The organism is Microbulbifer sp. ARAS458-1, assembly GCF_045348205.1.
GTDB lineage: Bacteria > Pseudomonadota > Gammaproteobacteria > Pseudomonadales > Cellvibrionaceae > Microbulbifer.
Window position 1 is genome coordinate 2874258 of record NZ_CP155838.1, and the last position, 22050, is coordinate 2896307.

19 protein-coding genes are annotated in these 22050 nt (G+C 57.8%); 8 read left to right on the top strand and 11 right to left on the bottom strand.

Translation table 11 applies throughout. The features are described from left to right. Positions 1-16: 16 nt before the first annotated feature. Entirely contained in the window at positions 17-346 is a 330-nt protein-coding gene (locus AAFH99_RS11910; protein ID WP_043315941.1) for a hypothetical protein, read from the bottom strand. A 196-nt stretch (positions 347-542) separates the two neighbouring features. On the opposite strand from AAFH99_RS11910, the gene AAFH99_RS11915 reads away from it, so the two are divergent. Then, entirely contained in the window at positions 543-932 is a 390-nt protein-coding gene (locus AAFH99_RS11915; RefSeq protein ID WP_043315939.1) for a YchJ family protein, read from the top strand. A gap of 29 nt (positions 933-961) precedes the next feature. Here the strand turns inward: AAFH99_RS11915 and AAFH99_RS11920 are convergent, their stop codons facing one another. Both AAFH99_RS11920 and AAFH99_RS11925 read right to left on the bottom strand, forming a co-directional pair. Next, positions 962-1168: a hypothetical protein gene (locus tag AAFH99_RS11920; protein ID WP_043315937.1), complete on the bottom strand. Its 207-nt coding sequence runs from the start codon at positions 1166-1168 to the stop codon at positions 962-964. Positions 1169-1191: 23 nt separating this feature from the next. Further along, a complete protein-coding gene (locus AAFH99_RS11925; protein ID WP_406827842.1) occupies positions 1192-2400 on the bottom strand; it encodes an RtcB family protein in 1209 nt (402 codons plus the stop codon). A 374-nt stretch (positions 2401-2774) separates the two neighbouring features. Here AAFH99_RS11925 and AAFH99_RS11930 point away from each other — a divergent pair, with 374 nt between their 5' ends. Beyond that, positions 2775-3500, top strand: a complete 726-nt coding sequence (locus AAFH99_RS11930) for a pseudouridine synthase (protein WP_406827843.1) — start codon at positions 2775-2777, stop codon at positions 3498-3500. 51 nt (positions 3501-3551) lie between these two features. Further along, positions 3552-5405 carry a M14 family metallopeptidase gene (locus AAFH99_RS11935; RefSeq protein ID WP_406827844.1) on the top strand — a complete coding sequence of 618 codons (1854 nt, stop codon included), beginning with the start codon at positions 3552-3554 and terminating at the stop codon, positions 5403-5405. A 52-nt stretch (positions 5406-5457) separates the two neighbouring features. On the opposite strand, the gene AAFH99_RS11940 is transcribed toward AAFH99_RS11935, so the two are convergent. From AAFH99_RS11940 to AAFH99_RS11955, 4 genes are all read right to left on the bottom strand, one after another. After that, entirely contained in the window at positions 5458-6213 is a 756-nt protein-coding gene (locus tag AAFH99_RS11940) for a PP2C family protein-serine/threonine phosphatase (protein ID WP_406827845.1), read from the bottom strand. 18 nt (positions 6214-6231) lie between these two features. Continuing rightward, positions 6232-7740 carry an Hsp70 family protein gene (locus AAFH99_RS11945; protein ID WP_156035085.1) on the bottom strand — a complete coding sequence of 503 codons (1509 nt, stop codon included), beginning with the start codon at positions 7738-7740 and terminating at the stop codon, positions 6232-6234. Between the two features lie 86 nt (positions 7741-7826). Continuing rightward, positions 7827-9995, bottom strand: coding sequence for a TonB family protein (locus AAFH99_RS11950; RefSeq protein ID WP_406827846.1), 2169 nt, complete (start codon positions 9993-9995; stop codon positions 7827-7829). Positions 9996-10019: 24 nt separating this feature from the next. Continuing rightward, positions 10020-10730 carry a hypothetical protein gene (locus AAFH99_RS11955; RefSeq protein ID WP_406827847.1) on the bottom strand — a complete coding sequence of 237 codons (711 nt, stop codon included), beginning with the start codon at positions 10728-10730 and terminating at the stop codon, positions 10020-10022. A 269-nt stretch (positions 10731-10999) separates the two neighbouring features. Between AAFH99_RS11955 and AAFH99_RS11960 the strand changes: the two genes are divergently transcribed. The 4 genes from AAFH99_RS11960 (at position 11000) to AAFH99_RS11975 (ending at position 15285) form a co-directional block, all read left to right on the top strand. Then, the gene (locus tag AAFH99_RS11960; RefSeq protein WP_043315932.1) at positions 11000-11278 is read left to right on the top strand and encodes a hypothetical protein; all 279 of its coding nucleotides are present in this window, start codon (positions 11000-11002) and stop codon (positions 11276-11278) included. A gap of 75 nt (positions 11279-11353) precedes the next feature. After that, the gene (locus tag AAFH99_RS11965) at positions 11354-13087 is read left to right on the top strand and encodes a hypothetical protein (protein ID WP_406827848.1); all 1734 of its coding nucleotides are present in this window, start codon (positions 11354-11356) and stop codon (positions 13085-13087) included. 26 nt (positions 13088-13113) lie between these two features. After that, positions 13114-14832, top strand: a complete 1719-nt coding sequence (locus AAFH99_RS11970; RefSeq protein ID WP_406827849.1) for a hypothetical protein — start codon at positions 13114-13116, stop codon at positions 14830-14832. A gap of 189 nt (positions 14833-15021) precedes the next feature. Continuing rightward, positions 15022-15285 carry a hypothetical protein gene (locus AAFH99_RS11975; protein ID WP_406827850.1) on the top strand — a complete coding sequence of 88 codons (264 nt, stop codon included), beginning with the start codon at positions 15022-15024 and terminating at the stop codon, positions 15283-15285. Here AAFH99_RS11975 and AAFH99_RS11980 read toward each other — a convergent pair. Next, positions 15202-17097, bottom strand: a complete 1896-nt coding sequence (locus AAFH99_RS11980) for a hypothetical protein (protein ID WP_406827851.1) — start codon at positions 17095-17097, stop codon at positions 15202-15204. The two genes, AAFH99_RS11975 and AAFH99_RS11980, sit on opposite strands and share 84 nt — an antisense overlap. Before the next feature lie 347 nt (positions 17098-17444). On the opposite strand from AAFH99_RS11980, the gene AAFH99_RS11985 reads away from it, so the two are divergent. Next, complete coding sequence (locus AAFH99_RS11985; RefSeq protein ID WP_406827852.1) at positions 17445-18518, top strand: alpha/beta fold hydrolase; 1074 nt, start codon at positions 17445-17447, stop codon at positions 18516-18518. A gap of 73 nt (positions 18519-18591) precedes the next feature. Here AAFH99_RS11985 and AAFH99_RS11990 read toward each other — a convergent pair whose 3' ends face one another. The 3 genes from AAFH99_RS11990 to AAFH99_RS12000 all read right to left on the bottom strand — a co-directional run bounded on the left by AAFH99_RS11990 (position 18592) and on the right by AAFH99_RS12000 (position 21579). Beyond that, positions 18592-20334 carry a hypothetical protein gene (locus AAFH99_RS11990; RefSeq protein WP_406827853.1) on the bottom strand — a complete coding sequence of 581 codons (1743 nt, stop codon included), beginning with the start codon at positions 20332-20334 and terminating at the stop codon, positions 18592-18594. Positions 20335-20435: 101 nt separating this feature from the next. Next, entirely contained in the window at positions 20436-20681 is a 246-nt protein-coding gene (locus AAFH99_RS11995) for a DUF6482 family protein (RefSeq protein ID WP_406827854.1), read from the bottom strand. A gap of 97 nt (positions 20682-20778) precedes the next feature. Then, the gene (locus AAFH99_RS12000) at positions 20779-21579 is read right to left on the bottom strand and encodes an ATP-grasp domain-containing protein (RefSeq protein ID WP_406827855.1); all 801 of its coding nucleotides are present in this window, start codon (positions 21577-21579) and stop codon (positions 20779-20781) included. Positions 21580-22050 lie beyond the last annotated feature (471 nt).

Genomic DNA, 22050 nt, shown 5'->3' on the forward strand with positions numbered 1-22050 from the left:
CTAAATACCGGCCCGGTCAATAGTGCAATATCTTGATGATCGGCTCACCATTATCACACTCGCCAACCACTTCAGGCTTCGATATCAGTGATCCCGCCTGACGGGGAATTCGCGAGGGGTATGGGGCGAGACAGGCATAGTGGAAGTTGACCGACCAATTGCAGTAAATGATCCCGTCATCCTCGTCATAGAAACGTTCCTGACAAAAGCTCAGGTACGGGCTCTGCCCTCCCCCCGGTTGCCCGGTCATTTCGCCGCCCTCCGAGTCACTCTGAGCCGAAGCCGGACTGGTTGCCAGACACGCCAGTATCAACCAGCCGAATACCCACTGATCGCAGCGATTCATAAGGAACCCTCGCAAACTGTATTCCGGCGACGCACCACCAGGGCGACACCGGGGAGCCCCACCGGAACGTGAACCTCTCCATTGAGCTTAGCAGCTCTGGCGCAAATCTCTTCACAAAGACACCGGGGTATCGACCTGCCAGTCTACCCCCCAGCTGCTATGATACGCCGCCACGTGAACACCCTCTGAGGCCCTGATGTCTACCTCCTGCCCCTGCGGTACCGGCAAACCCATGGATCAATGCTGCGGGCTCTACCTGTCTGGCAAGGCCTACCCGAATAACGCAGAGCTGCTAATGCGCAGCCGCTACAGTGCCTACGCCACCGGAAACCTTCCCTACCTGATCAAAAGCTGGCACCCGGATACCTGTCCAGATCTCAACAGCGACGACCTCCGCACCCTCTGGCTGCGCCTCGAAGTTCTTCAGAGCAAAAAGGGTCTAAAGAAATCGATCGTAGAATTCAAAGCATGGTTCGCAGCAGAGGAATCCGAGCGGGTGCTGCACGAGATATCGCTGTTCAAGCTGTATAAAAAACGCTGGGTGTATGTCGGGCCGCTGGAGCAGTGGCCATCGTCACACATGTGAAAGCAGAACGCGGGGAAAGCCAGGTACGGCTATGCGCAGGCGCGCTGGCCGCGAGAGCCCTGCCACTCCCGCGCCTCTTTACGTGCCTTCTGTTTTTGACTGAAACGCTCGGCGGATTTGGCGCGCACATGCGGCCCACCCTTACCAAGCAGTGGATTCTGCGCAACCCGATTGCGGGGGCTGCGCATGACCTTCATTGATTTCGGGGTGCTTTTCCCCGATGTTTTTTTCTTCATTCGTTTCTCCAGAGTAAAAACTGCTACCCCTTGATACAGATCACCTGCTTCAGGGTATGCACCACATCCACCAGATCACGCTGATTTTCCATCACCTGATCAATGTCTTTATAGGCTGCGGGGATCTCATCGATCACCCCCTTGTCTTTTCGACACTGCACACCGCGAGTCTGGGCCTCCAGATCATCGCGGGTGAAGCGCTTGCGTGCAGCGGTACGGCTCATACGGCGACCCGCCCCATGGGCGCAGGAGCAGAAAGATTCTGTATTTCCAAGCCCACGCACAATGTAAGAGTGTGCGCCCATGGAACCGGGGATAATTCCCAGCTGATCTTTCTGCGCGCTGATCGCACCCTTGCGAGTCACAAAAACATCGCGCCCGAAATGCTGCTCGCGTACCACATAGTTGTGGTGGCAATTTATCGCCTCGCGCTCCAGCGTAAACGGCGGTAACTGCTGTTGCAGCACGCCGACCACCAGCTTCATCATCTCCTGCCGATTTACCCGGGCGTACTCCTGAGCCCAGTGCACCGCGGCGATGTAATCGTCAAAGTGACCGTTGCCCTCTTGGAAGTAAGCCAGATCACGGTCGGGCAGATTGTGCATATGCCCTTCCATGTCCTTCTTCGCCAGCTGGATAAAGTGCTGGCCGATGGCATTGCCAATTCCACGACTACCGGAGTGCAGCATTACCCACACACGGTTGTTCTGATCGAGACAGATCTCGATAAAGTGATTTCCGCTCCCCAGAGTGCCCAGCTGGGTTACCCAGGTTTCTTGCGGGTTTCGCAACCGCTTTAACAGCTGTGGATGTTTGACAAATAGCTGTTCGGCACCGCTGGCCAGGTTCTTCGCCGCTGCCTCGCGGGCACTGATCCGCTTGTGGCGACCAAAGCCGACCGGCACGCGTCGCTCGATGGCATCCCGCAGTGACTTCAGGTTGTCGGGCAGCTGATTGGCATGCAATGAGGTGCACACCGCATTCATCCCGCAGCCAATGTCCACACCAACTGCGGCGGGAATAATCGCGCCCACAGTAGGGATCACCGATCCAACTGTTGCACCAATGCCCATATGCACATCCGGCATAGCTGCCACATGGGAATGAATGATGGGCAACTGGGCAATATTTTTAAGTTGTTGCAATGCGGCATTTTCTACGTCTTGCGTATAAATTTTTACCGGCACGGTGCCGGCAGGTGCATTGCCATTGAGTACCATTTTTACAGGCATAACTTGTCCCTGGATTTCTCCACGTATGTATTCAGATGCCTTTCAGAACTCGCCGGACGTAAAAATAAAAAAGCCCCGGCAACTGCCAGGGCTTCAGAGAGGTCTGGCTTGAAAGGCGATATCACCTTTCAAGCGCGAGCACATGAAAGGCCGTTCAATTTGAACTACTGGGTTTACTCCGCAACTGCATTTCATGTCTCCTGTTGGTATGTGCTTAAATCAAGCAATAAAGATTGCGCGCAAGCATATTGGCTTCAGCCCCAGTGTCAATACTTTTCCGGAAATTTTCTCGATCCTGTTCGGTTCTCTGCGTGTTTCCCGCTAAGACACACTTTATACTTCCATTCCGTTTCCAGCCGAGCAGCGCCTCGCAAATGACACCAGAGTTACTCTTCGAAGACGACCATCTCATCGCCGCCTACAAACCGGAGGGCTGGTTGGTGCACCGCTCGGATATCGACAAGCATGAAGACCGCATCCTGCTACAGTACCTGCGGGATCTGGTCGGTATGCACCTATACCCGGTGCACCGGCTGGACAAACCAACGTCCGGTGTGATCGTGTTTGGCAAAAGCGGAGAGGCAGCCGCCAAACTGCAGGGGCAGCTGGACAGTGACTCCTCGATGAAACAGTACCTCGCCATCTGTCGCGGCTATTGCCCGGAAAGTGGTGTCATCGACCACCCACTGCCGCCGGTGGCGGACTTCAAGCACCAGCGCAAACGGCCAAAAAGCGATCTACCCCGCCAGGATGCGATTACCCATTTCCGGCGTCTCGGCACTGTGGAACTCCCCTACTCCGTCGACCGCTACCCCAGCAGCCGTTATTCCCTGGTGGAAGTGGAACTGAAGACCGGCCGCCGCCACCAGATTCGTCGTCACTTCAAGCACCTATCGCACCCGCTGATCGGCTGCCCGAAATACGGAAAATCCACCCACAACCGCTTCTTCGCAGAAGAGCTGCAATGTGCAAGACTCTTGCTGCATGCCTATCGGCTGTCCATACAGCACCCTGAATCCGGTGAACGCCTCGAGATTGTGGCACCACCCAGAGGCTGTCTTATGACATTGATTGAGCGATTTGGCTGGCAGCTGCCCTGAGGGCGGCCCGTTAATAAAGATAGATCCTACCTACACCGTGGAGCCCCCCGAATGTCCCTGATGTCCATTCATCGCACGCCCGCCTTCCGCCGCCGCGCATGCTCACACCTGTGCCGGTTTATTGCGGGGTTGGCCCTGGCCAGCAGCGCTTCTGCTATGGCATCCAATGAGCTGACCGCCCCACTCCCAAAACTGCTTCCCTGGAAGGGTACATCGGAAAAACTCGTCCAGCAGACAGGCGACTGGGTGACCCCGGCGGAAGCCAGCGACTTCAAAACCACGCCCGATTACGAAGCAACCCGAGTCTTTGCCAATCGGTTGGCTGCGGCCAGTGACGATATTCAGGTAAGCGATATCGGTGCCGCCAACAGCGGCCGCAAAATCCAGCTGATTACCGTGACGGAAGGTGGCAGCGACGCGATAGCCAACGGCAAGCCTACCCTGCTGGCCCAGGCGGGTATCCACTCCGGCGAGATTGACGGCAAAGACGCGAGCTTTATGCTGCTGCGCGACTATATCGGCGGTGACAAGGAATTGAAGGCGCTCATCAGCAAGGTCAACCTGCTGATCATCCCGATTCTGAATGTCGACGGACACGAGCGCGCCGGCCCGCACACCCGGATGAACCAGCGCGGGCCACACAACGCGGGCTGGCGCACCAACCGCAACAACCTCAACCTGAACCGCGACTACGCCAAACTGGACACACCAGAACTGCGCGCGGTGATGGACGTGATCAACCAGTACAAGCCAGAACTCTACCTGGACATCCACGTCACCGATGGTGAGGACTACCAGTACGACATCACCTACGGCTACAACGGCTCCTTCGCCAGTGATTCACCAAAGATCGCGCGCTGGCTTGAGCAGACCTTCCAGCAAGACGTGGACACGGCCTTGGCAAAAGCCGGACATATTCCCGGCCCGCTGGTATTCGGCGTCAACAGCAACGAATTCTCCGATGGCATCAGCCACTGGACCGCCAGTCCCCGCTACTCTAACGGACTCGGCGATCTGCGCCACACGCCCACGGTTCTGGTGGAAAACCACTCACTGAAGCCGTATCGCCAGCGTGTGCTGGGCACCTATGAACTGATCAAGGCGAGCCTAGCCTCACTCGCGGAGCACAGCAATGCACTGCGCGCTGCCATCACGGAAGATCAGCAGCAGCGCCCGCAGACCCAGGTGCTTGCCTGGAGCGCCAACAAGACACCAGACCTCAGCGTCTATGCTGAAAAGCCCTTCAAAGGCATGGCCTACGAGAAAAAACAGAACCCCATCAGCGGCAAAGAAAATGTGGTCTGGCTCGGCAAAGCCAGAGATTATCGGGGGTTACCGGTATTCAGAGACGACGTTAAAGCCGTAGAGGTGCGCGTACCGGAAGCCTTTTACATCCCCCGCCATGAAAAGCTCGTCGTCGAGCGCCTGAAAGCGCACGGCATCGAAATGTCCGATGCTAAGGGCGGACCACTCCCGCTTACCCAGTTCACTGTTGAAGCCCACGAGTTTGGCAAGGCGCCGTTTGAAGGCCACTTCCGTGTCGATGCAAAGTTCTCGCGAGAACGCATTCAACGGCCGGTTGATGATTACCTTGAGGTATCCACCAACCAGCCATTGGGAAAGCTTGCCACTGCGCTCCTGGACCCTCGCGGCCCTGACTCCTTTTTCCAATGGGGATTCTTCAACCAGATTTTCCAGCGTACCGAGTACGCGGAACCCTACGCACTCATCCCCTTGGCAGAAAAAATGCTGGCGCAGGATGCCGATCTGAGAAGCGCCTTTGAGAAGCGGCTACAGGACAAAACCTTCGCCGAGAGTCCCTCCGCCAGGCTTGCTTTTTTCTATCAGCGCAGCCCTTACTACGACCAAGAATATCTGAAGTACCCGGTTTTACTGAAATACTGAAAGGGTCTGCACCATGAAAAAAGCACCTAAATTAATAATTCGCAGGCTGGAGCTAGCGCCCTAGCCATTGCTGAAACAGACCTTTCAAGCCAGGTGCGGGGTGTGCTAACAGAACAAAACTGAAATTATCTGTTGCACTGGTGCCTTCGATCGCACGCGTGAGCGCTGCTGCGGTTTCTTGTAGATCGCCACCCGACGTCAATATATCGCTCAGCTCACCGGGGCTGAGCATATCGCTCACACCGTCTGAACAAAGCATTAGCCCACCCCTGGAGCCCGGTCGATAGTAGGATTCGCCCGGATTCAGATGCGGTAGCTCCACCAGGCCCAGGGCCTGATTGATCAGATTTTTTTTCGGGTGATTCTGGGCCTCCTCTTCACTCAGAACCCCACGCTCAATCAGATCTTCCACGAAGGAATGATCCCGGGTCAATTGTCGCAGTCGCCCCTTCTCATCCCAGGCGTAAACACGGCTATCGCCACTCCAAATCAGCCGGAATCCACGCCGGCATCGCTGTACCGCAACGAGCGTGGTACCCATACCCGACTGATCGGGGTTATCGCGAGCAGCGGCTTTAATTGCCACGTGGGCACGCTGCACCGCCTGGCGCAGGTCATCCCCCGCGATCATGTCCTGCACCACCGTATCCACCGCCAACTGGCTCGCCACTTCACCCGCGGCGTGTCCACCCATGCCATCCGCAACGAGCCACAAACCGCGCTCATCGTCATTGAACACCGCATCTTCATTGTGCTCACGTACGTGCCCTACCCGGGATACGGCAATGCTCTCAATTCGCCCCTGCATCAACCTGGTTTCCACGCTTTAACTATTGACATCCAGCTTTTGCAGCCAACCCTGCTGTTCAAACAGCGCGCGATCCAACGCTTCGGATTCTTCGTCCATGACCTGGCGAATTTCCCGTCCGGTTTCCGGATCCCGCGCGGTGATGGTCACTATCCCCTCCAGGTCATAGCACATCTCAATTTCCACCGGGTATTTCTTGCGCGGATTTTCGATAGGGCCAAACGCAAAGTACCCCAGACTCTTTTCTTCCGCGGACTCACCCTCACCGCGTTTCTGCACAGCCTCGATGATCATGCGGGTCTGGTCGTCACGGCTGGTATAAAAGGTGGTGACTGCACTGGCGGGAACCGCAGAGTTCTGTTCGATCAATACTTTTACCATCGGCTCGCCATCACGCCCGAGCGTCCGAATTCCCAGATCATAGGAGCAGATGGACTGTAGCGCTTTTCCGCTTGAATGGCCGAAGGTCTGCTGGGCCAGAATGGCCGTGCCGTAGGCGACCGCCTGATGGGGTTGCTTGCACACCAGCTGGTCGCGTGCCTTGCCACTCGCTCGCGCGACCTTATCCAACACTAGAGGTAGCAGTGATGATCCGCCGGTAAGAAGCACGGTATCGATAAAGCTCCAATCCATACCCGAAGCCTGTAACGCCCTGTTACACACCGCCAGAGTGTCATCAACAAAATCGTCGATGAGCTGGTTGAAGCGATCTTTGGTAAGAATAAATTCCAGCGTACGACCTCCGAGAACCAGTGTTTTGTTGACACGGCCTTTACCCGGTTTGGCCAGGGTGTGTTTTGCCTCATTGGCAAAACGGCGTAGGGTTTGCAGCGACGCGGGATCGTCCGGTTTGAACCCGTGCTGACGTTCAAACTCTTCGACAATAAACCGTACGATGCGCTCGTCAATGTGCTTTCCACCAAGACGATTGCTACCCTGAGTCGACAGCGCGTAAAGCCCGTCCTCGGAAGACTGCAATACCGTGGCATCAAAAGTGCCACCACCCAGATCGTACACGAACAGGGTCTGCTCTCCGCCGACCTGATGCACTCCGTAAAAAGTGGCCGCCGCCACAGGCTCTTCAATCAACTTTACTTGGGAAATGCCTGCCATCTGCGCTGCGAGCTTGGTCGCCCGACGCTGTGCATCGTTGAAATTGGCAGGCACGGCAATCAGTACACCACCGATATCTTCATGAGCAAACGCATCGACATCCTTGAGGACTTTCTTCAACACAAGCGCCGAGAGTGCCTGTGGATACCACTCCCGTTTATCGCTATCAGTAAATACTGGCCGATTCGCCTCCATATCCAGTTTGAAAAACCGCGCGTGAGGTAACCCCGGTTCATCTTCCAGAATTTCTTCCACCGGCGTGCCTACCAGACACCCCTCCTCCCCAAGATGTACCACACTGGGTGTGCGGAATTCATTGGCATCATGAAAATCAGGAAACAGGGTCGGCTGGCCACGGTCGTTGACGAAGGCCGCTACCGTGAATGTGGTTCCGAGGTCTATCCCCAAATGCAACAATGTATTTCTCCAAAAAGTCTTTCCGCTTTGCGGCTATTTCCATACACTCACAGCGCATGTTTTTCGTATAAAAATTCAGCTAATTACTGCAAAGTGAAGTCCAATTGTGTCATCACTCCGCGCGTGCGCACTGGAACACCATCTTCAATCAGTGGCTTATATTTCCATTTGGATACCGCTTTTTTTGCTTCACGGTCAAACACACGTAAGGGGCGCGAATCCACGACCTGGACGTTTTCCACCGCACCCACCTCATTGATATCAAACGCGACAATCACAAACCCTTCAATGCCATCCCGCGCCGCCTGTATCGGATAGCGAGGCGCGATTCGAACAAGGGGTTGCAGCTTATCCATTTTTTCCTGCTCTTCTTTACGTGCCAGCTCTTCGAGGCGCTTTTTCTCCGCCGCTTCCGCATCCCGTTTGCGCTTGGCGGCCGCTACGGCTGCCTTTCTTTCCGCATCAATACGAGCGATCTCGTCGCCCATGGCCTCTGGAGCCTCGCGCCACTGTTTCTCGCCCAATTTCCAGCCCGCCAGGGCGGCGGCAAAGTCGCCCCGTTGCTCGGCCAGTACTGCCTGATTCTTCGCCTCCAGTGCTGCGGATACCTGAGCAGGTGCACTCAAACTGTACTCATCCTGTACACGCTCCCAATCGTTTCGGGCTTCATCGAAGGCCGCTTGTGCCATAAGGAGCCCGGCTGCCGCATCGAAATCCTCCAATAAGGCAGAAAAACCGGAACGCACTTTCTCAAAGACCGGTTGCGCCTGATCAAAGGCCTCATCGCGCAACAACGTCTCAGCCATCGACAAACCTCCTTCCAGCTCCGTCAGGCGGTGGCCTGAGAAAATGCCCTGCTCTGTAGCCTGCTGCCAATTTTCCAATGCTCTCAACTCCGGGCTGTCGTTGCGTTTTGCATCCCGCAGATCACTGTCGAGTTCCCGTCGGGAAGAATCCAGACGTTGTTTCAGCACCTTGATTTCCCCCTGAATACGGGCGAGGCCGGCCTTGCGTATGGCGATCTCTTCCTTGCTCATGGGCAGCAGGCTTTTCAGGCTGTCTAACCCGATATGTCCACTGGAAGCCAGACCACCGACGCCCAACAGCGCCACCAGTAGGCCGGCAGCGATACCGATTGCTTTCCAGGGCAGATTCAACCTGGTCCGGCCTTTGCTTTTTTCCAACGCCTGCGCAAACGCGGCCATATCATCAAAGCGCCGTTCGGGCAGTGTATCCAGTGCCTTTTCAATATCGTCGGTAAAACGCTTGCTCAAATCTTTACGAAGATCGCGTAGCGGCCGGAATCGGCCCGCAGGGACTTCACCAGCGAGCAGTTCATACAACAACACCCCCAGCGCATATTGATCGGCGCGCCCGTCAATGGCGTTACTGCCCTTCAACTGCTCCGGTGCCATGTAATAGGCAGTCCCCATGGCCGCACCGGTCTGGGTGCGCTGGCTCGCAGATTGAATGCGGGCAATACCGAAGTCCATAATCTTGTAGTCACCGTCTTCGGTGACCCAGATATTCTCAGGCTTGATATCCCGGTGAACAGTAAACTGGTGCGCGTGAACGAGTGCCTGCGCGAGTGTGACCGCCAACCCGCGGGCTTCCTCCTCGGTGAACGGCTGACGAGTGAGACTCCGCACCTCCATCAGCTGTCGTAGGTCCTGCCCCTCCAACAGCTCCATTGTCAGAAAAAAGAGATCCCCATCCTGCTGGACGTCGAATACATTGACGATATTCGGATGGCTCAGCTTGGACGAGATGCGCGCTTCATCCAGAAAGCGCTCGCGGGCCCGCTCATTGCGAACCAATCCGGGTAATAACACTTTGAGCGCGATCTCATCCTGCCGGGTCGTATCGTACGCACGATACACCGCGCCCATGCCACCCGAGCCTATCTGCTCACGAATCTCGTAGCGGTTGGCAAGAAGCTGACCGGATTGAAGCCGAATTTGCACATTGTTCGCCGCATCAAACTGCGTGCCCGACTGCGGCAGGTCCGCCATTTTGGTCTGCGAAAGAGCGGCATTCACATGCCCGCTCTCGCTGTCCTGAGCGGTTAATTGCCCACGAGCAAGCTGCAATTGATCCAGTTGCCGCTGATACTTATTGCGCAAAACATCCGTCGGCGCCTTGGCTTGAGCCTGCTGCAATTGCACGATTTTCTGTGCGATCGCCTCCCGTATCTGATCTGCGCTGGCACTTTCATCAAGCCCCACAAGTTCAGCAACTGCGCTTTGATTCATTGTGTCGTTTTCCAATATTTTAAATTACGTTTCTGCAACCGCTGCCCTGCAAGGTGCGCGTCGAGCGGCGGGCAACCTGTGAAGCATCGTCAATTCACCGCCAGCATAGTGGGCGTTAACCCTTCGAACTAAAGATCGGTCTTCGCAGTCGATCGCGTTGTAGTAAATAGATTCTGAGGGCAACAGGTAGCGCTCACCGCCGAATTGCTCATCGTTGGTCTGATATTTGAATCCGTTTTGTACAACGTGCATCAGGCGCACGTTTCGCAGGTTGGGCGCCGGAGGAAATCGCAGCGCGCTACCATAGAGACCAACGCGAATTAAATTTTCCTGTTGCGGCGATTTCTGCTCGGAAAAAGTACCGGGTTGAGTGACAGGATTTTTGTTCGGTGCGGCAGGTTTTGGCTGGGGAGCCTGCAATGGCTCTAAAGAGTCGGGCCCGAAAGGGCTATTCGCCGGAGCTGGTTCCATCGCTCCCTGCGATGCTTCTAATTGCGGAACACGAGGCTGGCGTTTCGGCTTTGGCGTTTGCTCGCGAACCAGCGCCTTATGCGCCTGGAATTCACGCCAGCTGGTGCGCAAATACTTCGCAAATTCACGGTCACGGGCGGTAACAAATCCCTCAAAGGCGCCGCGCTGCTTCTGTTTCCAGCGATTGAATTCGCTGTCGCCCCAGACCAAATTGCCCGAAATACACAAAGTCAGTGCCAAAAGACACGATACGACCTGTTTCATGTGATGGGATGCGTGCTGTTTTCGTTGTTGTTACAGATGGCCAAATCGGTGCATTACACACAATCACCCAGCTCTTTATTGAACGTGTTCAATAATGCGACAAGGGTACCATTTAATGCGTGAATTGCGCAGCATAAAATGCGACGATCAGACACGAGTACGAGAAAATCACATCCAATCGATGCAGATGCTGTCATCCAGTGTGGATTTCCCGACACCAATATCCGCGACTGAACTTGCAGTAAATAAAAAACGACAAAAACAATTTCATGCGCAGTACGAATTCCTGGCCAGCGTTAATACTCTCTGAAGCATGGATCGGCAAGCTCGACCGCCTCGCCAACTCGCGCTTCGGCCAGCCTGGCCTTGCGGAAGAAGCCTGCACCTATGTCATCGATCGCCTGAGTGAGAATGACTGGTCGCGCTGCAAAACCTACTCGGGACAATCCAGGCCAGAAACCTTCGCCCAGGCACTCGCCACAAACCTGCTGAAAGAATTCCGCGTAGCCAAAGCCCAGCAGGAGCTTGAGAAAGAACTTTCTCGCTGAAAGGCGCCACCGTAAAATGTGAAAAAAATCACACAACTACAACAACATTGGTTGTACCTGCCAGGAACCTCAAATATGCCCAGCAAGGAATTCAGCTCCACTCGCAACGAACTTGAACAGCAGCTTGCCCAGGCACGCGCCGAAGCGGAAAAAGCCCGTCAGGCTGCGCAGGACGCCGAACTAGATAAACAGAAGGCGGAAGGCGAAGCCTCCCTAGCCAAAGATCAGGCGACACAGAGTCAGGAAGCGTTGAATGTGGCCCAGCAGCAGGCCCAGGCAGCGACCGACTCAATGAGCCAGGCCGCCAGCGGTGCGCAGCAATCGAGCTCCTCCGCCAGCGATGCACAACAGCAGGCCAACCAGGCCGCGCAGGCCGCCGCCGAAGCGCAGCGCGAAGCCGCCGAGGCCCGCCAGGCATCGGACAGTGCCGACTCGGAAGCACAGGCCGCCCGCTCTGCCAGTTCCGATGCTGCCGCAAATCAAAGTGAAGCGGCACAGATGGCCAGTACCGCCGGCTCCGCAGCGAACAGCGCAGAACAACAGGCCAGCGCCGCCGGGGCTTCCGCCAGCGATGCACAGACCCAGGCCTCCCAGGCAAACGCCGCAGCGACCGATGCCCAGAACCAGGCCTCCCAGGCGGGGCAATCCGCCGCAGACGCGCAAAACCAGGCTGCCGCGGCGAATAGCTCCGCCCAGGACGCGCAGGCGCAGGCCACAGACGCCGGCACCGCGGCCGGCGAGGCACACACCCAGGCCGGAGATGCTGGCCAGTCCGCCGACACCGCGAGAACCGGTGCCGATCAGGCCACAACCGCCGCAACCGATGCCCAGACTCAGGCCGACAGCGCCACGAACGCCGCCAACCGATCAACTCAGGAAGCCGAGCGCGCGGCGGAAGCATCGGAAACCGCCAGTACCCTGCGCGACCAGGCACAGAGCGCCGCTGACGTGGCCCAGGAGAGCGAAACCCGCGCGGCGGACGCCGCAGTGAGCAGTGAAGAACAGCAGCTGGCCGCGCAAAAAGCGGCGGAACTGGCCCAGCAGCAGGCCCAGGCGATTGCCGAAGAGGCGGAGAGTGCAAAAGAAGCCCGCACAACCGCCGATAGCGAAGCGGAAGAAGCCGACGAGGCCCAGCAGACCGCCAGCGCGGCCGCCGAACAGGCGGAGTCTGCGGCACAACAAGCCGACAGCGACGCCAGCCAGGCCGCTGGTGCCGCAAGCCAGGCGCAGTCTTCCGCCTCACAGGCACAGTCGGAAGCCTCACAGGCATCTGCTGCCGCATCCGAAGCCCAGTCCGAGGCGAGCCAGGCGGCGTCCGCTTCGTCCGCCGCCGCCAGTGCCGCCTATCAGGCGCACAGCAGTGCGGAACAGACCGACGAGGCACTGCGCCGTGCACAGGACTACCTGGCCCGCGCCGAACAACAACTGCAACAGGCAGAGGCGGCGCGACAGGAAGCCGAGTCCCTGCGCGACGACGCCCGCTCGACCTCTGAACAACTGGCAAACCTGCTGTCGGATATGGAGCAGCAGGCCATCGCCGCGGTGGATAAAACCGAAGGCGAAGCACTGGATGCAAAGAATGCGGCCACCGACGCGTGGAAACACAATGAGAAAGCCATGGACGCAATGATCGACGCGCAAAAGCATATGGACACCGCCGAGCGCTATGCCGGCGAGGCGCAAAACGGCGCGCAACAGATCGTGGGATTTGTGGACACCGCGCGGGACACCCTGAGCACTGCCAACGACGCCGCCGGCGATGCCCGCGAAGCGGCATCCGATGCGCGCTCGGCAGCCAACAGCATTTAATGCGGTCAACGAACTAGGACACTGTCATGGATTCCACAACCAAAGACCGCAGCGAACTGGAAGCCGCACTGGCGCGGGCTCGCGCGGAAGCCGAACAGGCCCGCCAGGCTGCCCAGCAGGCACAGGCCGACAAACAGGCCGCGGAAATCGAAGCAGGTGTTGCCCAGCAGCAGGCACAGAGCAGCGCCAACACCGCCCAGCAACAGTCACAGCAATCCCAGCAGGCAACCAGCGAAGCACAGCGACACGCGGCCAGAGCCGGAAGCGCCTCGGATACCGCAGAGCGGGAAGCACAAGATGCCGGCCGTGCCTCCCGCCAGGCAGAAAACGCATCGCAAGAGGCAAGCCGCGCTGCCACGGCCGCCAATGCCGCTGCCAGCCAGGCGCAACAATCCAGTAGTGCGGCGCAAAGCGCGGCCAGCAACGCACAGGCCCAGGCCGGCAACTCCGCCAGTGCCGCCAGCAGCGCTCAGGGCAGTGCCCAGACCGCCGGTAGTGCGGCAAGCGATGCGCAGTCCCAAAGCAGCAGTGCCAATGCCTCCGCGCAGGAAGCCCAGTCCGCCGCATCCGCGGCCGGCAGCGCCAGTGAGCAGGCGCGCGACCACGCCGGCAACGCTGGCCAGGCTGCCGATGCTGCACGCTCGCAGGCCAACGGCGCGTCCCAGGCCGCCGGTACCGCCGGGGACCAAGCCGGCGATGCCGGGACCGCTGCCGCCAGCGCGCAAACCGGTGCAGATACCGCGACCGATTCCGCCGGACGCGCACAGCAGCAGGCCGAGAACGCCGGTGATGCCACCAGTGCCGCGGAAGATAACGCAAACACCGCAAATTCCTCGGCGGAATCCGCTGACACGCAAAAGTCTTCCGCGGAGCGTGCTGCCGACGCTGCCCGTATTCAACAGCAGAGCACAGAAGATCTCGCCACCGAGGCCGCGCGTCTGCGTGCAGAAACCGAACAACAGGCCAACCTTGCACAACAGGCCAGCGAACAGGCACAGCAACAGGCGGAAACCGCCGAGAGCAACAGCCAGTCCGCGGAAGACGCCAACGCCAAGGCCAACGCGGCTTCCTCGCACGCGGGCAGCGCGGCGAACGAAGCCGCGTCTGCAACCGCCCAAGCCACCGCTGCGGTGGGGCGCGCCCAGAGCGAAGTCTCTTCCGCACAGACCGCGTCCGCCAATGCGCAAACCGCTATGCAGTCTGCCGAGCGTTTCGACGATGCCGCGCAGCGGGCGCACGCCATAGCAGACGTCCACGCCAGTGAAGTCGACAAATTACTCGCGCAGATCCAGCGGCTGTCCCAGGATACCCAACAGACACGGGACGACACCGACGGCCTCAAGTCCGACATCCAGGATCTGCTGAGTTACGCCGAGGACGCCGCGCAGGAAAGTCGCAGCCGCTTCAACGAGCTGCTCAAAGAAGCCATGGATGCTAAGAATCGCGCACTGGATGCAAAGCTGGATGCGTTCAACGCCCAGGTCACCGCCGAGGCCAACCGCGACAAAGCTCAGGAGCACGCCGACGCGGCCAAGGTTTCCGCGGAACAGACCGCTCAGCATCACGGCGATGCCAGCAATGGACTGGGCCAGTGCCAGCGGATGACATCCAGCTGCACCGCGGAAAAAAGTGATGCCCAATCCAGTCGCGACGAGGCCGAAGACTGGGCGCGGGTAGCGGAACAGCGCAAGCGCGAGAAACTGGATAAAGCGAACAGCACACCCAATGGTTGGGCGAATATCTGATATGCCAAGAACAGCAACCGCAAAACCATTCCTGATAAGCCTGACCGTCGCCAACTCACCCTCTACCCGGAGCGTGTCAACGGCCAACGACTGCCCCTCCAGGTCCCTGCGGCCGCCGAATACCGCTGGCAGATAAAAACCGGGAACCCCGGCTATCTGCATCTGCTGGGCGTGTATCAAAATGGTGAGGTGGATATATTGCGACAGGACCTGACCATGCGCCGGGCAAACGCCATCACCATCCCGGAAAGCGGCGGTGTGTGGGAGGCGGGGCTGATTGCACCGGACACCCCCACAACGGATTCCTACATTGCACTGGTCACCGATGTGCCACTGACCGAGACGGCGCTGGGGCAGCTGTTAAATGGATCAAGCGTCCACCAGCATTTCGAGTTGGGCCCGACAATCACTGACGATCTTGCTTACGCTGCCCTGCAGTTTCTGCGCGGGTAGCTGTTGCCGTTGCCACTGATTGATCAGCGTATCGATATTCGCCAGGCGCTGACGGGACTGATGGGATTGCTTTTCGCTGGTCTGGCGCTCGCGCTGTTGCCAGTCTTGCAAGGTGCGGTCCAGCACCAGTTGCCATTGTTTTTTGACGCGCTCGAGAGAATCGCCGATGCGCGATTGCTTCTCACGGGTCAGTTCCCCCAATAGCCGGCGGCTGCTGCCGAGAACTTCCTCGCGCACGCGGCTTAACTCTTTCTCAAGGCGCTCCTCATCCTCCCGCTTCCAGCCGTAATAGGTGAAAACAAAAGCACCGACAAACACAAAGAAAATAATGACGCCGATCAGTGGGTTATCCCGCAGATTGATACCCATCATCGCCAACAGCGACACACTCATCAGAATGACGAAGGCCGCGCGGCGCGCTTCCCCCAAACGCTGGAAAAAGCCGCGCTTGGGCATCTCGCCCTGATAGCGCATCTCCAGATTCACCGAGCTGGCGAGATCATCAATCAGGCCATCGCGATTGAGCGGATCGAACTCCAGCACCGGCTCCACGCCGGTCTTGCTTTTGAATTCATTGGACAGGGAGCGCTTGAGGGAATCCAGTTCGCTATTGAGCATTTCCGCATCGCGTTTAACCCCGTTTTTCAAGGCGTCGCGCAGAAAACGGGTAAGGGATTCCTGATACTTGTTGCTGAGAGATAGCTTGATCGATTTGTACCCCTTCTCCATCGCCAGATCGTCGATGTGCATGGAGTCGATAAACTGCTTCAACTGCTGACCGGCGTTGCCGGTGCCAGTGTCGTTGCGACGGGCCTTTTCCTGCAGGGATTTATTGATGTCACTCACCCCATCCCCGAGGTGGTTGCGCAGCTGACTGGCGAAACCCATGTCATTGCCCAATGCAGCGCTGGTCTGGGTTTTGCGCGCTTCGCGCTTTTTGCGGCTCTCCAGCTGACGCAGCTCCTGAGACAGCCGCTCGTTGACCGCCTCGACCGCAGTCTCCGCCTTGCGACCGAGCAGTAGCAGTTGCAAGGTCTGGCGCAGCGCATTTTCCGGGCTGGTAAGGAACCCGGGCAGTTCGGCCTCAACATGGGTGGTAATCAGCTTGGGTGGCAGGTTGATCTTGGGCCGTGCCACCTGCTGCCACCAGCCGTTCTCCGGAATACTCACCTCTTCCGCAAGCTCATCCACGGGCAGCAACGGCCAGAAGCCTTCCATCTCCGCCATCAGATCATTGATCACACCGCGCTCGATTTCCGACAAAGCGTAGTGCGGATGCCCTGCCACCATCAGAATATTGGTCTCGCGCAGAATGCGTGTCAGTAATGCGGGCGACTCCTGCACAAATTTTGTGCTGTCCGGCAACAGCAGGTTGAGGTTCTTCAGGTCGTTTACCCGCTCCGTCACCAGTGTAAGTTCCTGGCCACTGCTGTCCGTCATGCCGGACGGATCGCCCACCACCTGTACCAGCTCCTCCCAGGTATCGAACTCCTGACGCGAGCCACTGCTGTTTTCAACCGCGTAGCCCTTGTCCTTCAGCTGCACTTCCAACAGGCCGATCTGCCCGGAAATCTGCAGTGAGAAAACCGCAAACTGGTGGCCGTACAGCCACTTCAGCACCCGCTCCCGACTGGGCTTGTCCAGGCACAGCAGCGTGACGGAAAACGGCCGACGATCCAGAGATTGAATCAGGCTACCGAAGTGCTCGGCCAGCGGCATTTCCGCCTGGCCCTGTTCCAGGGTGGCGGCAAGATTGCGGGCATCGGATACGGTCTGGCGGAAGTGGTTTTCGATTTGCTGGGTGCGGGCCATTGCTACGTCTCGAACTTATTGTGGCCGTCGATGAAGCGGCACGATTTATTCACGAAGAATCATATATGGAGAAGGACCAGTAGCCATTTTAAACAGAACTCGATGAAATTTGTGATTCCTCGCACAGAAATAGCCCCTTGGAGCCATGCCCTGTGGTAGACCCGACAGCCACCGGGAATCCATCGCGGTAAATACGGTCAGTCATCTATCAGTGCTATGATCATCGGCGCTGCTGTCCAGGTCGTTTTATAAACAGAACAAATTAACAGCGGCGCGATCGTGCAGAGAGACAGAACCACGGCTCACCCAGCCGAACATTCGCAATACCTCAAGGAGTACGAAGACTTATGCTGAATGCCACCCGCCAACCGTGGATCCGACTGCCCCTGTTGCCCCGACTTCTTATACCCCTAGTCATGGCCACGCTCGGCCTGATCTGGCCGCCGGCTTCCCTGGCCGCAGAAAGCGCCCCTGCGGTAAAACCCCAGGATGCCCGCTTGAGCGATATGGACTACCCCTACCCGGTCGAGACCTTTGCGTTCCGCGACCAGCAGCAGCCACTGGAAATGGTCTATATGGACGTACCGCCGGCAGCGGACGCCAATGGCAAAACCGTTGTGTTACTGCACGGCAAGAATTTCTCCGGCGCCTACTGGCAGAGCACCATCGATGCCCTCAGCAGACAGGGCTATCGGGTTATCGCGCCGGATCAGATTGGCTTTGGCAAATCCAGTAAGCCGGAGGGCTTCCAGTTCACCTTTCAGGCGCTGGCGGACAGCACCAAAGCACTGTTGGACAAGCTCGACGTTTCCCGCGCCACCGTCGCCGGCCATTCCATGGGCGGGATGCTCGCTACCCGCTTTGCCCTGATGTACCCGGAAACCGTCGAAAAGCTGGTGCTGATCAACCCCATCGGCCTGGAAGACTGGAAGCGGTTCACCCCCTATCAGCCCGTCGAGCAGGCCATTGCCCAGGAAAAACAGCAGACCCCGGAGAAGGTAAAAAGCTACATGACCGCCGCCTACTTTGACGGTAAATGGAAAGCGGCCTACGACCCGCTCCTGGCCATTCAGGCCGGCTGGACCATCGGCCCGGACGCAGACAAGATTGCGGAAATTGATGCACGCACTTCCGATATGGTGTTCACCCAGCCGGTGCTGTACGAATTTGGCGACCTGAAGGCCCCCACCCTGCTGATTATCGGCACCCGCGATCGCACCGCCATTGGCCGCAATCGCGCGCCGGAGTCCATCCGCGCCGATCTCGGCCGTTACGACAGACTCGGTAAAGTAACCGCAGAAGCCATCCCCAATGCGCAATTGGTGGAGCTGGACGGCATCGGTCACGTACCGCAGTTTGAAGACTTTGACCGCTATATGGCGGCACTGACCGAATTTCTGAAAGCCCCCGGCAAGCAGTAAGCGCGGTTTAAAAGTCCGGGCGGTAAAACCCGGTGTGCCCGGACTTTAAACAATAAAAGGAAGCGATCGAATACTAGGGCGATCGCGTTCCGCAAAATTCCTGCTCGCACCGGTTTTCGTAACAGTTCACCAGGGCGTCCCGTGTACAGAGAAAACTCTCGGCCGCGGCGCTCTGCTTACACTCTGCATCCGGGCTCCAGCGAATCTCCGCTTTGTAGCTGCTCCCGCAGAACTCGGCCGCCTGATTGCGCAAATTGGTTTCCGCCAGGTCGATCGCCATGGATCGCTGATAGTAGCTGCTGGAACTTCCGCTGAACGGATAATCGCGCCCCGCACCCACATAGGCATTTTCACTATTTGCTTCGGCACCCATGGGCTCTGCTTCCTTGGCAGCGGCGACGGGTGCAGGGCTCGCCGTGTCGGGCCTATACTGCACTTTGTTTCCCGCTTCCGAATCCGATTCCGCAGGTTTTCGCTCCGCGTTCGGTTTACCAAACGCCGGACGGGGCGCAGTTTGTGCACGGTCGACCATGGCACTGACCTGGCGAGACTGCTGTAACACCTGCGCGTTGCGGTTGCTGATGGCACTGAATGTCGACTGCCAGGTAGCCTGACTAAAGGCTTCCGCGCGCTGCTTCGAAGCCGCCGCCCGCGCTTCTGCCTTTTCAATATTCGCCAGGTCGCGGTAGGCACTTTCGATTCCCTCCGCAGCCTCATCGATCCATTTCACCGCCTGCGGCACCACCTCTTGCGGCGGTATCATCTTGCGGCGAAGGGAACCGCTGGACTGGGCCCACAGCGCGCTTTCACGCTGCTGCAACTGCGCAAATTGAGACTGGTAAGTATTCAGGTCGTACCGCGCCAGTGCATCGCTCCGGCATTCCACATATTCCCGATTCAGGCGGATACGCTGTTCCACATACATCGGTGCCAATCGCTTATAGCGTTGCCGGGACGACTGGAAATCTTTCGGACAACCCTGGGACACGGCAAAAGCATCGAACAGGAGCGGTTCGACCTCTTCGCGCCAGAAGCGGCGATAGCGCGCATCTCCCTCACGGGCATCCGCCAGGGCGGCCCTGTTTTTCAGGTAATAATCGGTAAATGCCTGCTGTTGCTCCCGGGCACGCTCCCCTACTTCCACGGTCAACTTCGCCGTACCGGCAGAGCGCGTGCGCGCCGCAGCCGGCGTGTTCAGAAAGTACAAGCCACCCAACGAGCGGTCTTCCATCCGGCGTTTTACATTGGATGTGAGAAAGTTCAGGTCTCGCATTTCAAGTTCTTCGATCTCGCGCTGGGCGAAGCAGGCATAGCAGTATTGCCAGTCCGTAACCATGGCACCCTTATAAGAATCTGCGGGCGTTTGTGCGGGCAGCCCAAGGTCTTTCTGCTCAGTGATATAGGCGCCCTGCTGGATAAGTGTCTCTGCGCTTACATATTTCAGAGGGATTACCACATACCGGTACAACGGAATCGCCTGCGGTCCCTTTTTCATTTCCAGCCATGCCACAATCATCGGTGTTTTTGCGGACACCAGTTCATCAGTGCTGCGCAAGCGCTTCACATTGGTAAACTCGGTTGTCGCATAGGTGGCCACCAGCACCGACCTGTCCGTACGGAACTCGGCGTCAGAATCCTTGTGCCAGTCTGCCGCCCATTGATCGATACGCGGCTTCTCACTGTGGTATGTCTCAGAAACCACCTGACGCGCCGGCGTACTACACCCGGCCACAAGGACTGTCACGATATTGAGAATCAGAACGCCGAGGCAGGCATGCCGGCGAGAAAGGCGAGCAGAGGTATTTGACGAAGGCATTTACTGTGTCTTTGAGTCCGTTAGGTTTGGTTCAAAGACTACATCAGGGTTGATAGACGACACAATTTTCGGCGGCTGACACCGGTAGTGGATTTGCTGAGCTACCAGTTCAACTTGATCTGAAGGGGTGCGGTATCATCGGTCAGGCCGCACATCTCTTCATAGGGCGTCTGCTGCTCCAGCCACACATCGTCCAGGCTTTTCCAGGCAAAGTGGTCCCGAATCTCTTCGAGGCAGTGAAACTTTTGTGGTGCGTTGTGGCGATCGGTAAGAAGGTGGGAACCAGATTCATCTACCGTCTTTACGATGTAAAATTGTCCTTCCAGCGAGAGTATCTGTAGGTCCATATTGCCTCCTACCGCGCTCAGCCAAAATACACGGAGCGCACCTTCAGCTTAAGGTGCCTTGGCCGCAAACGGAAATTTACCGGGCACCAAGCCACTTTCATACCGATACGGAACGGCCGGCAAACACCGCCGCAGCGGCCCGTTTGCCGCCCGCTTCCACCCGCGCTGCCCCCACCAGCTCATTCCAGCGCGCCTTCAATACCCGGTAGTAACTGGCGGCGCGGATATCACCAAAGGCCCGGAGCGACCAGGCATCTTTCACCTGAACCAGCGCGGTATGCCCTCTCGCCATCACCCCCCAATCCATGGCAAAGGCCCGCGGCGCGGCAGAGTCGGCCTGAAACGCTTTCAGCGCCCTGTGCACCACGCGCATATCGATGGAAGGCCCCGGTGGACCGGCGTACTGGCCGCCCCCCACAATGACTCCGTCCACCACATACAGGCGGAATTCACACAGCCACTCCACCACCTCGGAGGCGTACACATCCAGCGCAGGCGGCGCATAGTGCAGTGCATTGTTGTCGCAATCCGGGGAATAGACGTTGCCCGGCACCAGCCCCCAGGCCATCGATTTGGCAAACGCCATTTCCCCACGCTGAACGCGGTTGAGCAGATTTCCTGCGGTAGTTGGCCATACGGCCCGGCGGAGATAGGGTCTTAGGGAGGCGGGATAGGGATCAAGAGATGGCGGCGCCGCACCAAGGGTTTTCAACGCATCCTTGACCGCACCAACACAGCCTACGACCAGCTGCGCGTACTTAAGGGAGAGCTTGCCACTGCAAATGTCGAACGGCTCGAACACCTGGGTAGGTATCCGGTTGGCAGTGCAGTATTCCATGATGAGCTTGGACTCTACATCGAAACAACCGTCCAGGCCCTTTTCGACGAAAACGGCCATCTGCAATCCTGTGATTCTTTTTATCGAAGAACAAGTGTAGGCAGAGATTTGGTGTTGTGGGGAATGCGAAGGGACCGTAGGTGAATTCCCGCGCCAGCCACCTATCAACCAAAGACAAGGTGCGGCTCTAGTGAGATCCGAGGTGCCCTTCAAACCTATAAAGTAAGTTATAAAACCCACTTTGCAGGTTTGGGTCACACCGGCAGCGCGCCAGTAATCGAAATGGGCAAGCCCCCTGGAGAGATTGATACTTAAGTTGCGACGGGTAACAGTGCAACAATGCTACACGTTTTAAGTCAGCAAGACCCGAAATAGCCCATGACCTACGTACCCTCCAAAAGCCCGATTCTGAAACTCTGGAACACCCTGGGCGGCAATAGCCTTGGCCGCTGGCCGGTATCTGTCAACGTAGTTGTCGCGTTTAAGGTATCAGCTCTTTAACAATTTACCGCCTTGTCCGGGTTCAGCATT

What these genes read in the sequence shown, in the direction of transcription:
- AAFH99_RS11965 (WP_406827848.1), top strand. Translation starts at nt 11,354, where the DNA reads ATGCCCAGCAAGGAATTCAGCTCCACTCGCAACGAACTTGAACAGCAG.
- AAFH99_RS11955 (WP_406827847.1), bottom strand. Translation starts at nt 10,730, where the DNA reads ATGAAACAGGTCGTATCGTGTCTTTTGGCACTGACTTTGTGTATTTCG.
- AAFH99_RS11985 (WP_406827852.1), top strand. Translation starts at nt 17,445, where the DNA reads ATGCTGAATGCCACCCGCCAACCGTGGATCCGACTGCCCCTGTTGCCC.
- AAFH99_RS11940 (WP_406827845.1), bottom strand. Translation starts at nt 6,213, where the DNA reads ATGCAGGGGCGAATTGAGAGCATTGCCGTATCCCGGGTAGGGCACGTA.
- AAFH99_RS11970 (WP_406827849.1), top strand. Translation starts at nt 13,114, where the DNA reads ATGGATTCCACAACCAAAGACCGCAGCGAACTGGAAGCCGCACTGGCG.
- AAFH99_RS12000 (WP_406827855.1), bottom strand. Translation starts at nt 21,579, where the DNA reads ATGGCCGTTTTCGTCGAAAAGGGCCTGGACGGTTGTTTCGATGTAGAG.
- AAFH99_RS11920 (WP_043315937.1), bottom strand. Translation starts at nt 1,168, where the DNA reads ATGAAGAAAAAAACATCGGGGAAAAGCACCCCGAAATCAATGAAGGTC.
- AAFH99_RS11990 (WP_406827853.1), bottom strand. Translation starts at nt 20,334, where the DNA reads ATGCCTTCGTCAAATACCTCTGCTCGCCTTTCTCGCCGGCATGCCTGC.
- AAFH99_RS11980 (WP_406827851.1), bottom strand. Translation starts at nt 17,097, where the DNA reads ATGGCCCGCACCCAGCAAATCGAAAACCACTTCCGCCAGACCGTATCC.
- AAFH99_RS11925 (WP_406827842.1), bottom strand. Translation starts at nt 2,400, where the DNA reads ATGCCTGTAAAAATGGTACTCAATGGCAATGCACCTGCCGGCACCGTG.
- AAFH99_RS11910 (WP_043315941.1), bottom strand. Translation starts at nt 346, where the DNA reads ATGAATCGCTGCGATCAGTGGGTATTCGGCTGGTTGATACTGGCGTGT.
- AAFH99_RS11935 (WP_406827844.1), top strand. Translation starts at nt 3,552, where the DNA reads ATGTCCCTGATGTCCATTCATCGCACGCCCGCCTTCCGCCGCCGCGCA.
- AAFH99_RS11930 (WP_406827843.1), top strand. Translation starts at nt 2,775, where the DNA reads ATGACACCAGAGTTACTCTTCGAAGACGACCATCTCATCGCCGCCTAC.
- AAFH99_RS11915 (WP_043315939.1), top strand. Translation starts at nt 543, where the DNA reads ATGTCTACCTCCTGCCCCTGCGGTACCGGCAAACCCATGGATCAATGC.
- AAFH99_RS11960 (WP_043315932.1), top strand. Translation starts at nt 11,000, where the DNA reads ATGCGCAGTACGAATTCCTGGCCAGCGTTAATACTCTCTGAAGCATGG.
- AAFH99_RS11995 (WP_406827854.1), bottom strand. Translation starts at nt 20,681, where the DNA reads ATGGACCTACAGATACTCTCGCTGGAAGGACAATTTTACATCGTAAAG.
- AAFH99_RS11950 (WP_406827846.1), bottom strand. Translation starts at nt 9,995, where the DNA reads ATGAATCAAAGCGCAGTTGCTGAACTTGTGGGGCTTGATGAAAGTGCC.